This is a genomic window from Plesiomonas shigelloides (genome assembly GCF_900087055.1).
In the GTDB taxonomy this organism is placed as follows: Bacteria; Pseudomonadota; Gammaproteobacteria; order Enterobacterales; family CAMTGL01; genus Plesiomonas; species Plesiomonas shigelloides.
Genome location: NZ_LT575468.1, coordinates 1,139,077 through 1,152,569 on the forward strand (window position 1 = coordinate 1,139,077; position 13,493 = coordinate 1,152,569).

The window sequence follows — 13,493 nt, forward strand, 5'->3', positions numbered from 1 at the left end:
CCTTTTTGTTTGGGTTCGCTCGCTAAATATACGGTGAATACGCGATAAAACCGCGATTACAGAATAAAGCGGTTCACCTCTTGGCGCAGGTGGAATGCCAACTCGCTCAGCTCTGCCGCTTGACGCGCGGCATCACTGGCTTCTTGCGCCAGATCTTGCGCCACTTCCTTGATGGATTCTGTATTACGGGTGATCTCTTCGGTTACCGAGCTTTGCTCTTCGGCCGCCGTTGCGATCTGCGCTGCCATATCGTTGATCACCGTGACCACATCGTTAATCTGAATCAGGTTGTTGCCGGCGGTATCGGCATCATTCACGCTGGTATCAGCCAGATTACGGCTACCGGACATGATATCCACCGCTTTGCGCGTTGAGTGCTGCAGATTGTTGATCATCGACTCAATCTCTTCCGTGGAGGCATGAGTTCGCTGCGACAACATACGCACCTCATCGGCTACCACGGCAAAACCACGACCTTGATCGCCAGCGCGTGCCGCTTCGATGGCCGCATTCAGCGCCAGCAAATTGGTCTGTTCGGCAATCGAACGGATGGTCATCATGATTGTGCTGATGCTGGCCGCATGGCTATGCAGCTCATCAATCACACCGGTGGCCACGCCCACTTCTTCAGCCAATTGACGGATAGAGTGCTGACTTTGCACCACTTGCTCACGGCCATCATGGCAGATGCTTACGGCGCTACCGGCTTCGGTGGCGGCTTTATCGGCGCTGGCGGCAATCTCATGGGTGGCGGCGGACATTTCAGTTACTGCGGTGGCCACCATGGTGATTTCACCTTGTTGCATGTGGATACGCTGAGTGCGCTCTTCCGCGCTGGCGGCAGTATGTGTCGCTTGATTGTTCAGGCTGTCAGCAATATCGCGCATTTGCAGCAAGATATTCTGTAAGCGTTCGACGAAGCGGTTAAAGTTTTTGGCTAACATCCCCACTTCATCATCATAGCGTGGGGTGATACGCACAGTCAGATCGCCTTCACCATCGGCAATTTCCGCCAGAGCCGCCGATACGCGGTTCAGATCGCGGAACAGGAAACCAACCAGCAAGGTAATACCGACGGTGGTCAGCAGAGTCAGCACCACAGAAATACCGAGCAGCAGGTTACGGGTGCTGCGGTAGTTAGCAAGCTCAGCATCTTCATCTAGCACAAAACCAAGAACCCAGTCACTGTCCGGAACGCGTTGCAGCAACATTAGTTTGTTTTGCTGGTTGATGGTCAGCGCGCGCAGCGTACCGGCACTTTCCAGCTCTTCCACGCGGCTATTGGAAAGGGTAGGGTCTAACTTGGTGATTGGCTGCATGCTCAGCTCTTTATCGGGGTGAGCAATGATTTGATCTTGGCCACTGAGCAGCATGACGTAACCGCCATTACCGATTTTCAGCGAGCTGATTTTGTTCAGCAGCTGATCCAGTGTTAGGTCAGCCCCAATCACGCCTTGCAACACGCCGTTTTCGATCACCGGAACAGAGATAGTCACAATCAGCTGTTGTGTTACCGCATCGCTGTAAGGTTCGGAAATCACCACTTTCTGCGCTTTGGCCGCATTCATATACCAGTCGCGGATACGTGGATCATAGCCTGCGGTGGTTGGACGCTCTGGGCGGTCAAACATTTGTCCGGTGGCAGCACCGTAATAGATGTCATCGAAATGACCGCTGAGATAGGCTTGAACCAGATGGGGGATGAGTGTGGAAGTGTCTTTGGTGAACGGGGTGACGGCTTGTACGGCGCTGATTTTTCCTTGCAGCCAAGTAGATATATCGCCGGAGACGGTGATACTCATGCCATCAATACGCGTTTGAGTATCTTGTTGGTTTTCGTTATAGAGATGGACAGAAGACTGCCAGGTCAGGATGCTGGCAACCAGCAAAATGGACAGGAGACTGATCCCTGTGATTTTTTGTTTAAGAGAGAGTCGCATAGTGCCGGTAAACTCCGTTTGGCAAGATGACTGTAAGCCTTTATCGGCCTCGCTCTGCTCACTCTTGAGAGTCTTTAATCGTTTAAGATGTAACCAGCAGTGTCCACTTGCAACAAAGTGCAGCTTCCGCAACCCTTGCATGCGAAAGCTGCGTATTGTCTCGCAACTTTTATCTTTTGCCCGTTTTTAAGCGCGTCTTTTACGCGAGGTACTGAGAAGTGTGCAGATTTACTTAACCACTACACAGACTCCTCAGTCGCCTTTTTTGCAGTACTCTCTTTCTTCGTAGCGCCGCGGATTAAAGAATAAAGCGGTTCACCTCTTGGCGCAGAGTCAGGGAAAGCTCGCTCAGTGAGGCCGCTTGACGCGCGGCATCATTGGCTTCTTGGGCCAAATCGGTTGACGCTTCCTTAATCGACTCCGTATTGCGGGTGATTTCTTGCGTTACCGAGTTTTGCTCTTCTGCCGCGGAGGCAATTTGTGAGGCCATATCACTGATGGTGTTAATGGCTTCTGCTATCTGATTGAGGCTGACCGCTGCTGAATCGGCATCGGTTACACTGGTTTGCGCTAATGTCTGGCTTTGCGCCATGATCTCTACCGCGCGGCGGGTGGCCTGCTGTAGATTGTGGATCATGGTATCAATCTCTTCGGTAGACACATGGGTGCGCTGTGACAGCATACGCACTTCATCGGCCACCACGGCAAACCCGCGACCTTGCTCTCCGGCACGCGCTGCTTCAATTGCCGCGTTCAGGGCCAGCAAGTTGGTTTGCTCCGCAATGGCTCGAATGGTCAGCATGATAGAGCTGATGTTATCGGCGTGCTGATTCAGCTCCATGATCACATCCGTGGCCATGCCCACTTCTTGCGCCAGTTTACGGATGGAGTCTTGGCTCTGATCAACTTGCTGACGGCCAGTATCACTCAGATTTACGGCATTGTGAGCCTCACGCGAGGTCGCATCCACATTGCCCGCAATCTCGTGGGTGGCGGCTGCCATTTCGGTGACCGCCGTGGCTACCATCGTGACTTCATCTTGTTGCAGATGAATGCGATGGGTACGCTCTTCTGCGCTGGCTGCTGCTACGTCAGCTTGCGCCGTCAGGCTATCGGCTACATCGCGCAGGTTGAGAATAATCTTGTGCAGACGCTCAACGAACAAGTTGAAGTTAGTCGCTAACTGGCCAATTTCATCTTGTGTCCGCGGATGAATGCGCACCGTTAGATCGCCTTCACCGCGGGCGATTTCGGACAGCGCAGCGGAGACGCGGTTTAAGTCGCGGAACAGGTAGGTGACAGCGCCACCAATCAGCACCGCCGCCAGCAGCGTGAACACTGCAGATACAATCAGCAGTTCCATACGCGTTTGCAGGTAGCTACGCTCCACCACATCTTGCTCAACTTGCAGGCCGACCAGCCAGTCAGTACCCGGTACCGCTTTAAGGTAAACCAGCGTTGATTTGCCGTTAATGTCAAATTGGCTGATGTCTTGATGTTGCAGCTGTTGCTCGATTTCCGTCTGGGTAAATTGTGGTGAGATCCGCGTGGTAGGTTGCATGATCAGCTGTGAGTCTCGGTTGGCAATGATTGTGCCATCGCGGGTAATCATCAGCGCTTGTGCGCCTTCGCCTACCGGCATATCACTGATGGTTTTGGCGATTTGCTCCAGTGTGAGATCGGCGCCCAGAATGCCGAAAAATTGCTGGTTGAAATACAGCGGTTTGGACAAGGTGATCACTAACCCACCGGAAATGCTGTCTTTATACGGCTGGGAGATCCGCAGGTTGTTTTTTTGCAGGGTTTCTTGATACCAGCTTTTTTGCGTTGGATTGTAGCCGCTAAAATCCCAATCGGTGTGTGAAGATATCATGCGGCCATCGGCGGCACCAATATAGACATGGTCAAATTGACCGTTTTGTTGCGCTTGTTTTAAGTGCGTAATTTGGGTGGTCGGATCTGCCAGATAGGTAGGGGTGCTATCTAATACCGCCAGTTTATCGTTCTGCCACAAACTGACAGTGGCGCTGGCGGCATCGGCCAGACTGTGCAGGCGTTCACGAATTTGTGCGCGTGTTTCGTTATACAGATTATTGGTAGCAACCCATGTCAACGCAGTGGCTACCGCGATCACCGCAAGCAAGCTAGTTCCCAGCAGCTTTTGTTTTAAAGACAATTGCATTCTTCTATGAACCTTAATTCTTATATTAATTTGTGAATTACGTCACAATATTTCAGCGAAGTTGCAAATACTAATCGATGACAGACACAGATGCACATATCTCAACAGAATTTGTCACACGAATTTATTGCAAAATATGTCAAATGGCTATTTTGGCTATTTAGACGTCCAGATGTTTACAAATCTATGCGTCTCAACGTAAAATCGGGTCATAGACTTAAATCACCCTTATGTTGTGGGTTCTTATGACCGATAATCAAAATAATATTCCGGCGCGTTCCTTTGCGGCTTTGCTGCCTTTGCTTGTCTTTTTAACGGTGTATATCGGAACCGGTATCTACTACACCCTGCAGGGGGCGGATTTCGCGTTTTACCAGTTACCGGCACCGGTTGCGGTGTTGCCTGCCATTGTGCTGTCGCTGCTGCTGGCCAAAGAGCCGCTCAACAAAGCCATCAACCGTTTTATCGGTGGGGTAGGTCATCCCGATATCATCGCCATGTGCATGATTTACTTGCTGGCTGGTGCGTTTTCATCGGTGGCGAAGGCGACCGGCGGTGTGGATGCCGCAGTTGGTCTGGGTTTATCGGTATTGCCAGGCTGGGCCTTGTTACCGGGACTGTTTTTAATTGCCGCAGTGATTTCCACGGCCATGGGTACGTCGATGGGCACCATTGCGGCGCTGTCGCCTGTGGCGCTGGGTGTGGCGCAAGCGACCGGTATTTCGCTGCCGCTGATGGCGGGGGTGATCCTCTCCGGTGCGATGTTCGGCGATAACATGTCGGTGATTTCCGATACCACCATTGCAGCGACCCGCTCCCAAGGCTGCTTGATGCGCGATAAGCTCAAGGAAAACTTCCGTATTGCACTGCCTGCAGCGATTGCCACGCTGATTCTGTTTTTCTTCCTGACGCGTAGCAGCGAAGTTCCGGCGGCTGAGCCTTTCTCATGGATTTTAGCGCTGCCGTATCTGGTTATCTTGGTGTTGGCACTGTCTGGTCTGAACGTCTTTTTAGTGCTGGGTGTGGGGATTTTGTCCGCCGGTCTGATTGGCTTTGGCGCTTCCGAGACCTACACGCTGGGTGGTTTTGCGCGTGATATTTACAGCGGTTTTGGCAGCATGCAGGAGATTTTCTTGCTGTCGATGCTGATTGGTGGCCTGAGTGAGCTGATGAAGCAGCAAGGTGGTTTGGCGTTCTTAGCGCATCATATCCAGCGTCTGATTGAGCGCTTAAATAGCTCCGGTAAACCGCATAGCCGTGCCGGTGAGATGGGCATCGCGCTGCTGGTGGCGCTGACGAACTGCTGCACCGCTAATAACACCGTCGCCATTATTGTGAGCGGTGGCGTGGCGCGTACGCTGGCGAAAGAGAACCAAATCAGTCCACGTCGTGCTGCCAGTGTGCTGGATATCTATTCTTGCGTAGTACAAGGTTTGTTGCCGTACGGGGCGCAGGCGCTGCTGTTGGCATCAAGCTTTAAATTGTCGCCACTGGATGTGGTCACCCATGCGTGGTATTGCGTGGCGTTGGCGATCAGTGCGTTGCTGTTTATCTGCTTGCGACCGTCACGCTGATTTTCCTCTTCGTTGTCTCATGTTGCTTTGCGCCGTCCACGTGGACGGCGTTTTTTTTCGCGCCTCCTTCCTGCGATGGCGGTGATCTGTCGCATAAAGTTTGATGTAAATAACAGTTCGTTGTCTTGGCAGAAGAGTTATGCGCCACAAAAATTTAGACTGGTTCCCGTGCTTAACAGTGGCAGCACCCGACAGCAAATGCTGTTTGGAAATACGCTGATAGCGATTGGATAAATAGAACGAATAAAAGGAATCATCATGACATTCAAGACCCCGTATAAGATTACGGTATGCAGTCTGGCGGTAGCGCTGGCCTTAGGAACCGGCGTAGCGAATGCGCAGACATGGGAAAAAGATAAGACCTACAACATCACCATCCTGCATACCAACGATCATCACGGCCATTTCTGGCAAAACGATCAGGGCGAGTATGGTCTGGCAGCGCAAAAAACGCTGGTTGATCAGATCCGTAAAGATGTCGAGTCCAAAGGCGGCTCGGTGCTGTTGCTGTCAGGCGGTGACGTTAATACTGGGGTTCCTGAGTCTGATTTGCAGGATGCCGAGCCTGATTTTCGTGGCATGACCATGATTGGTTATGACGCGATGGCGCTGGGTAACCACGAGTTTGATAATCCACTGAGTGTGCTGCGCCAGCAAGAAAAGTGGGCCGGTTTCCCACTGCTGTCAGCCAACATTTATGATGAGAAAACCGGTAAGCGCCTGTTCAAGCCGTATGAGCTGTTCGACAAGCAGGGCGTGAAGATTGCTGTTATCGGTTTGACTACCGAAGATACACAGAAAATTGGTAACCCTGAGTACCTCAAAGGGATCGTCTTTAAAGATCCAAAAGTGGAAGCGAAAAAGGTTATTGATGAGCTCAAGCAAAGCGAAAAGCCTGACGTGATCATTGCGGCGACCCACATGGGTCACTATGAAGATGGTCAGCACGGCTCCAATGCTCCCGGTGATGTGGAGTTGGCGCGTGCGCTGCCAGAAGGCGCGCTGGATATGATTGTGGGTGGTCACTCACAAGATCCGGTGTGTATGGAAGGCGAGAACAAGCGTAATAACAAATATGTGCCGGGTACCCCATGCCAGCCAGATCGTCAAAATGGCACGTGGATTGTCCAAGCGCATGAGTGGGGAAAATACGTTGGCCGTGCCGATTATCAGTTCAAAAATGGTGAGCTGAAGCTGGTTAGCTATGATTTGATCCCGGTTAACCTGAAGAAAAAAATCAAGCTGGATGACGGCAAGTCAGAATACCAGCTGTACACCACCGAAATCCCGCAAGATAAATCGATGCTGGATCTGCTAACCCCATTCCAAGACAAGGGTCAGGCGGAGCTGGGTGTGAAGATTGGTGCGACGAACGGCAAACTGGAAGGTGACCGTAACGTGGTGCGTTTCCAGCAAACTAACCTTGGCCGTCTGATTGCGACTGCGCACATGGATCGCGCGAATGCCGATTTCGGGATCATGAACTCCGGCGGTGTGCGTGACTCTATCGAAGCGGGTGATGTGTCTTATAAAGATGTGCTGAAAGTGCAGCCATTTGGCAACATTGTCAGCTATATGGACATGAAAGGTAGCGATCTGATTGATTACCTGAATGTGGTGGCTACCAAGAAAGTCGATTCCGGTGCGTATGCCCAATTTGCTAACATCTCGATGATCGTGGAAGACGGCAAGGTGCATGACGTGAAAATTGGCGGTAAGCCAATTGATATGAACAAGACCTACCGCTTTACCATCCCAAGCTTCAACGCCGCGGGTGGTGATGGTTATCCGAACATAGCTAACAAGCCAGGTTATGTGAATACCGGCTTTACCGATGCCGAAGTGCTGAAGGATTATATCCATAAGAACTCGCCATTGGACGTGTCTAAGTTCGAGCCAAAAGGCGAGATCGTATACAAATAATTCGTCGGTTTACTGCGTGCAATCTGGCACTATGTAAATCAGTCGTCAGATGGCTAGCAAATGCAGACCGGTAGAAAGTAAAAAAGCAGGCGTAATGCCTGCTTTTTTTGTGTGTTGCCGAGTGTGTGTCTAATCCATGTCTTTTATCGGCAAAGTTATTTGGCGGTGTCGATAAATTAAAGTGCCGCTATTTTTTCGCGCTTTAATTTTAGCTCATCGCTTAACGGGGCTTAGAGCGCGACCGTTTTCATTACCGACATCACTTTATTGGCGTAGCCTATCGCGCGGCCTTTATCCCAAGAGTGATAGCGACCAATGCCTAACTTTAAATTGTTTGGCGACGAGTCCAGTGCATTTTTCAAGATTTCAGCACCAACGCGTAAATTGGTTTTCGGATTAAATAAATCCGCCGGTTCATCGACTCGAGAGCCGTGCCAGCCTAAGTTAACTTGCATCGCACCGACATCAATGTGCTTTTTATCGGTCGAGCTGATTAATTGCGTCAGTTTCTTTTCCGCTTCTTGTTTAGAGTCGAGGTAATAAGGCTTGCCTTTTTTGTTAATTGTATAAGGCCAAGGCTTGGCATTATTACCTTTGGTCATTGATGACTCTACCACAGCAATAGAATAGAGTAGTTTAGGATTGATGCCATACTCGTTGGCCACATCAACAAAATCACTTTTTGTCAGGCCGTTAATCGCAGAGGCAAAAACGTTAGTGGAAAATAGTGCAAACGTAGCAACGGTAATAACCATGAAACGTTTGAACATGCGGTGAATAGCCATGAAAGAGTTCCTCGTTAGTAAATCAAAGCAACTTATTCATCCTTAAATAAAATTATGTTTAATATTGGTATTACGCGGTTTATTCAAACAGGGTTATAGATTGTTTTTAGCAATAGCAATCTATAACCGATGTCCGTACCGATTATTATGGGGTGCGTTAACGTGATAGTCGTTAATCAATGATGCTGCACCACATCTCGTATAGTCAGTTATACGTAGTTCGTTGTTTAGCGCAGTGAGTCGTCATCCTAGAGGATGTTGTTATGAATTATGAAGTTCGGCGGTGCCGTAAAACTGAGTTGATTATAGGATTGTGTGCGAGTTAATCAAATCGGACGCCAAGTAGCCTTTTATGTGACTGATAAAAACCAACAGTCACATATTGAGTAATAATTCATCAATTAATATTGCGAAATGTGATCAAGGTAAAATCTATTGTTGAATAAATGATCAATTAAGATCTTTGTCGATAGCAATTGGCATAAAAAAATGAATAAAAAATAAACATTTCAGATGATGAAAATGTGATCTACATCAACAAAAATGGCTAAATTGAGTTTATAGACTGGCGGAGGCAAAAAGTGAATATTTGCCTTATTAGCAAGGCAGTAACGCAGAAACTGTTATGGTATAACAACTACTCTCTCAATAACTCATTGTTATAAAAAGGGAATTTTTCCTGCGATTACTGAGGCCTGTCATGTTGTTAATTATTTGTTTTAAAAGGCGGTTTTTCGCTATTTTGTGAACAGAGCGTAAGATTTTCCAGTGTTTGTGTGATGAGCGCGCTTTGCGCCGGGCATCAACGCCGCTAAAGCTATCAGTAACCATGTTGCTAACGAGTGTTACGGGCTCACGTTCATCAGACCAAGCGGATAGGGCGCACTGTCTATGCATAGCATGAAGAATGCCTATATAGCTATATAGACAGTACGCACAAGAAGACCACTCACTGCCGCGAGTAACCCAGGCAACCAACCGCCGCCTGAGTTGCGGTGGCTGAGCGGTGGAGGTTAGTCCATCAAGGCGGCAAATTGTTCAGCAACTTCGATTTTACAGGCTAACTCCGCTTGTCCGGCACCGTTACCGGAGGCGTATTGCAGACGTTTGGCGGTACAAACCTTATCGCTGTAAGTGTTGTAGCTATTCAGCGCGTCTTGCAATGCAGCACTGGCCCCTTTCGCGCCGGCGCTCAGACCTTCCAACTCTTGCATCGCGGCAGTCTGTTTTACCATGGTCGCATGGACTTTTTTCTGCGCCGCATCGAGGCGCGCGGTCAGGCAGTCAGTCACTTGCTGGTGATTTTGACCACTGGTGGTGCATTCACTCAGCGGATTGGCCAGCAGTGGGCTGCTGATCAGCAAAGCACAGGAAAACAGAATCGCGTTGCGCATGGGGTCACTCCTCTTTGGCTATGGGTGCCAACTTTCCATTTAATACAGTGAGTAAATCCTGAGGTGCTAGTTCGATGTCCAGTCCGCGTTTACCACCGGAGACGAGGATCGAAGAAAATGCGTCGGCACCTTGATCCAGCAGGGTCGGCAGCAGCTTCTTTTGTCCTAGCGGGCTAATACCACCCACCAGATACCCGGTGATGCGCTGTGCCAGCGCCGGATCGGCCATGTCCGCTTTCTTAGCGCCCAAAGATTTGGCGACTTTCTTTAAATCCAGCATGCCGGAGACTGGAACAATAGCGACAGCCAGATTCTTGGCTTCACCGTTCAAGCTGACCAGCAAGGTTTTGTATACCCGCTGCGGCTCAATCCCTAACTTGCTTGCGGCTTCTTCTCCGAAATTGGTGTTATGCGGATCATGTTCGTAAGCATGCAGAGTAAAGGCTATCTGGTGTTTCTTTAAAAGTCTTACTGCGGGTGTCATGGTGTAACCTGTGAGAGTTAAAACAAAACGATATAATAGTATGACAAATTAACTTGCGGGTTGTCATGCATCCCGTTGTGTATTGTCGCTGTGTAGGTCTAAAACAGCAGCTATCATTAACACTACAGATTACTGTTAATAACGTTAGCACAGGTAAACATGAAGAGAGCGAACAGGGGCGTAACGGAGTCCCGATATTTGTATCTGCCTGTGAATAAGCTTGCCACTGTTTCTGTCGGCGATTGAGTTGATTGACGAAAAAGAATATATCAGAGTAAATGCTCAGCTGATATATCATAGCCTCCTGACTTTGCAGCAATACCCAAGCGTCTGCAGCAGGATGTAGCCAGTTATTCCGAGTATTGTGCTTATCCGGAAATCTGGCCCAATCAGAGCTCAGAGCGATCTACAGCACGTGGCTGGCTATTTAGGATTAATTATCATGGATTCGGACATCATTTCACAAAAGTCGCGGTTATTGCTGGTGGATGACTCGCACTCCTGCCGTCTGTTGCTGAGCTCTATTGTCAAAGATTTGGGTGAAGTGCTGTTGGCCAGCGATGGCGAACAAGCTCTGCTGTTAGCACGTGAGCATTCCCCAGATCTGATTTTGCTGGATATAGAATTGCCACAGCAAAGTGGGATGGATGTGTGCCGTGAATTACAATCTGATGCGCTGACACAAGATATTCCCATTATTTTCATCACCGGTATTCATGATCCACAAAAAGAAGTCGAAGGGCTGGCGATGGGGGCGGTCGACTTTATCTATAAGCCTTATCACGCCGCGATTATTCGAGCGCGGGTCAGCACGCAGCTCAAACTCAAACGCTTATCTGATCAATTGCGCCAGTTGGTTAATCTGGATGGATTAACGGGGTTGTACAACCGCCGCGCATTCGACAAAAAATTATCGACGGAAATACAGCGTCACAGCCGTACTCAGCAGTGTTTGGGGTTGGCGATGATCGATGTCGATCACTTTAAAGCCTATAACGACACCTATGGCCATCTGGCCGGTGATCAATGCTTAAAGGCGATTGCCCACTGTTTACGACAAAGCGCCCGTCGCGCTGGCGATATGGTGTGTCGTTACGGTGGGGAAGAATTTGCCATTATTCTGCCGGATGTATCGGTCGAGAAGGTGGCGGATTACGGCAGTTGGCTGTGCGAACAGATAGCGGGCTTACAGTTGCCGCATCGCACCTCGAAAACTGCGGAATATGTGACGATCAGTGTGGGATTGGTGGTGTTTTGCTACCCGCCGGCAGCTGAGGTGATGATTGCGCAGGCTGACCAAGCCCTGTATGAGGCCAAAACGCAGGGGCGGAATCAGGCGATTGTTCGCGGCTGCGTTGATGAATGTTGAGCCTTAGCGCGTAAATCAGGTGATAAAAAAACCGGCATGGGCCGGTTTTTTTATGCAAGAGCTTAAATGGTGCACTGAGCTCAGCTTGCTGCGCGACTTATTTTAGGTAGCGTGTTTCCAAATGATGACGGAAGTAGGCTGGGTTGAGTGGCTCGCCGGTAGCCTGCGTGATCAGCGCTTGGGTACTGAGGCTGCTGCCATGCTGCCAGATAGCCGTATTCAGCCAGCTAAACAGCGGCTGCAGATTACCTTGGCTAATTTGGTCATTCAGCGCTGGGTTATCGGCATGCGCTCGCTGGAATAACTGCGCGGCGTACATCGCGCCTAGGCTATAGGTCGGGAAGTAGCCAAATGAGCCGTCGGTCCAGTGGATATCCTGCATACACCCATCGCGGTAGTTGCCTTGGGGGCTGATGCCCAGATAAGCCTGCATCTTCTCATCCCACAAGGCTGGGATGTCGGCAACTTCAATCTCACCTTCAATCAAGGCGCGCTCGATTTCGTAGCGCAAAATGATGTGCGCAGGATAGCTAACCTCATCGGCATCCACGCGGATCAAGCCTGGTTTCACGCGGGTATTAAGCGCCAAGAAATTATCTTTCACAAACGCGGCTTGATCGCCAAATTCATCGCGGATCAGCGGCAGCAGCAGATTCAAAAATGCCGGAGAGCGCGCCAATTGCATTTCAAACAGCAGGCTTTGCGATTCATGAATGGCCGTGGAGCGTGCTTCGCCGATTGGTTGTCCTAACCAATGGCGCGGCAGATTTTGCTCATAACGGGCATGGCCGGTTTCGTGGATCACCCCCATCAGTGCAGGCAGAAAATCTTCTTCGCTATAACGGGTGGTGATCCGCAAATCTTCAGCTACACCGCCACAAAACGGATGCACGCTGATATCTAAGCGACCAGCATTAAAATCAAAGCCTAACAGCTGCATGATTTTCAGCCCTATATTACGCTGTGACTCGGTGCTAAATGGCCCTTGAGGCTCGATGATCACCGATTGGGTCTGACGGTTTTCGACCCGTTTGAGCAGTTGTGGCAGCCACGTTTTTAAGTCGGCAAACAGCTGATCCAACTGCTGCGAGGTCATATCCGGTTCATACAGATCCAGCAGCGCATCGTAGCGCGATTTGCCACTGGCTTCGGCGCGGATTTGCGCCTCTTCGCGCGACAGAGCCACAACGCGTTCGAGGTTTGCGGCAAAGCCGTGCCAATCGTTATTTTTGCGCTGGGTACGCCAAGCATGCTCACAGTGCGCACCGGCCAGTGATTTAGCTTCTACCAGTTGGGCCGGTAACACATTGGCGGCCAGCCAGCGACGATGCATTTCCTGCAAATTAGCATGCTGCGTGCTATTCAAGTCTTCTTGCTCGGCGGCTTGCAGTAACGTGCCGACTTCGGGCGCGGTCAGAATTTGGTGCATCAAGACCTGCAGTTCGGCCAAGGCTTGCGAGCGGGCGTTATTACCACCGGCTGGCATCATGGTGTGCTGGTCCCAGCCACAAATCGCACCGAGATGGGAGAAACGATACAGGCGTTGGAAGGTGGCTTCGAGTTGAGAATAAGCGTGAGTCGTCATCAGTTTATCTCTTTATGTAAAACAGTGAGCACTGGGCAGTTTCACCGAGTCATTCAGAGCAAAGACCCGAGAAAGAGGATATTAGCAGGGTAACAGGGAACGATGAGGCCGTACAGGTAGTGGGGCACGCGGCGCAGGATCTGGCGGGGCGTCAGTAGTGAGACTTATCGCCGCACGTTAAAGATGAAGCGGACGTATGAGTCCAAATACTGGATTTTTTTGTTATATAAAATAAAGGGTTAGTTATTAGGTGCTAA

At 50.1% G+C, this 13,493-nt stretch carries 9 protein-coding genes; 3 read left to right on the forward strand and 6 right to left on the reverse strand.

The window, feature by feature from the left end; genetic code table 11:
* Positions 1-56: 56 nt before the first annotated feature.
* Both NCTC9997_RS04970 and NCTC9997_RS04975 read right to left on the reverse strand, forming a co-directional pair.
* A complete protein-coding gene (locus NCTC9997_RS04970; protein WP_010862049.1) occupies positions 57-1,940 on the reverse strand; it encodes a methyl-accepting chemotaxis protein in 1,884 nt (627 codons plus the stop codon).
* A gap of 298 nt (positions 1,941-2,238) precedes the next feature.
* A complete protein-coding gene (locus tag NCTC9997_RS04975) occupies positions 2,239-4,122 on the reverse strand; it encodes a methyl-accepting chemotaxis protein (protein WP_064977473.1) in 1,884 nt (627 codons plus the stop codon).
* 245 nt (positions 4,123-4,367) lie between these two features.
* On the opposite strand from NCTC9997_RS04975, the gene NCTC9997_RS04980 reads away from it, so the two are divergent.
* Together NCTC9997_RS04980 and ushA are read left to right on the forward strand one after the other, a co-directional pair.
* Positions 4,368-5,696, forward strand: coding sequence for a Na+/H+ antiporter NhaC family protein (locus tag NCTC9997_RS04980; RefSeq protein WP_064977474.1), 1,329 nt, complete (start codon positions 4,368-4,370; stop codon positions 5,694-5,696).
* Positions 5,697-5,954: 258 nt separating this feature from the next.
* Positions 5,955-7,619, forward strand: a complete 1,665-nt coding sequence (ushA, locus tag NCTC9997_RS04985) for a bifunctional UDP-sugar hydrolase/5'-nucleotidase UshA (protein WP_010862046.1) — start codon at positions 5,955-5,957, stop codon at positions 7,617-7,619.
* Between the two features lie 230 nt (positions 7,620-7,849).
* Here the strand turns inward: ushA and NCTC9997_RS04990 are convergent, their stop codons facing one another.
* From NCTC9997_RS04990 to ybaK, 3 genes are all read right to left on the reverse strand, one after another.
* A complete protein-coding gene (locus NCTC9997_RS04990) occupies positions 7,850-8,404 on the reverse strand; it encodes a lytic transglycosylase domain-containing protein (protein WP_010862045.1) in 555 nt (184 codons plus the stop codon).
* A gap of 1,013 nt (positions 8,405-9,417) precedes the next feature.
* A complete protein-coding gene (locus NCTC9997_RS04995) occupies positions 9,418-9,798 on the reverse strand; it encodes a lysozyme inhibitor LprI family protein (protein ID WP_010862044.1) in 381 nt (126 codons plus the stop codon).
* Positions 9,799-9,802: 4 nt separating this feature from the next.
* Positions 9,803-10,282, reverse strand: a complete 480-nt coding sequence (gene ybaK, locus NCTC9997_RS05000; protein WP_010862043.1) for a Cys-tRNA(Pro)/Cys-tRNA(Cys) deacylase YbaK — start codon at positions 10,280-10,282, stop codon at positions 9,803-9,805.
* A gap of 442 nt (positions 10,283-10,724) precedes the next feature.
* Here ybaK and NCTC9997_RS05005 point away from each other — a divergent pair, with 442 nt between their 5' ends.
* Positions 10,725-11,651, forward strand: coding sequence for a diguanylate cyclase domain-containing protein (locus NCTC9997_RS05005; RefSeq protein WP_047707065.1), 927 nt, complete (start codon positions 10,725-10,727; stop codon positions 11,649-11,651).
* 97 nt (positions 11,652-11,748) lie between these two features.
* Here NCTC9997_RS05005 and NCTC9997_RS05010 read toward each other — a convergent pair whose 3' ends face one another.
* A complete protein-coding gene (locus NCTC9997_RS05010) occupies positions 11,749-13,236 on the reverse strand; it encodes a carboxypeptidase M32 (RefSeq protein WP_064977475.1) in 1,488 nt (495 codons plus the stop codon).
* Positions 13,237-13,493: the final 257 nt, after the last annotated feature.

Coding starts and splice junctions, on each gene's coding strand:
- NCTC9997_RS05010 (WP_064977475.1), bottom strand. CDS start 13,236: ATGACGACTCACGCTTATTCTCAACTCGAAGCCACCTTCCAACGCCTG.
- NCTC9997_RS04980 (WP_064977474.1), top strand. CDS start 4,368: ATGACCGATAATCAAAATAATATTCCGGCGCGTTCCTTTGCGGCTTTG.
- ybaK (WP_010862043.1), bottom strand. CDS start 10,282: ATGACACCCGCAGTAAGACTTTTAAAGAAACACCAGATAGCCTTTACT.
- NCTC9997_RS05005 (WP_047707065.1), top strand. CDS start 10,725: ATGGATTCGGACATCATTTCACAAAAGTCGCGGTTATTGCTGGTGGAT.
- NCTC9997_RS04970 (WP_010862049.1), bottom strand. CDS start 1,940: ATGCGACTCTCTCTTAAACAAAAAATCACAGGGATCAGTCTCCTGTCC.
- NCTC9997_RS04975 (WP_064977473.1), bottom strand. CDS start 4,122: ATGCAATTGTCTTTAAAACAAAAGCTGCTGGGAACTAGCTTGCTTGCG.
- NCTC9997_RS04990 (WP_010862045.1), bottom strand. CDS start 8,404: ATGGCTATTCACCGCATGTTCAAACGTTTCATGGTTATTACCGTTGCT.
- NCTC9997_RS04995 (WP_010862044.1), bottom strand. CDS start 9,798: ATGCGCAACGCGATTCTGTTTTCCTGTGCTTTGCTGATCAGCAGCCCA.
- ushA (WP_010862046.1), top strand. CDS start 5,955: ATGACATTCAAGACCCCGTATAAGATTACGGTATGCAGTCTGGCGGTA.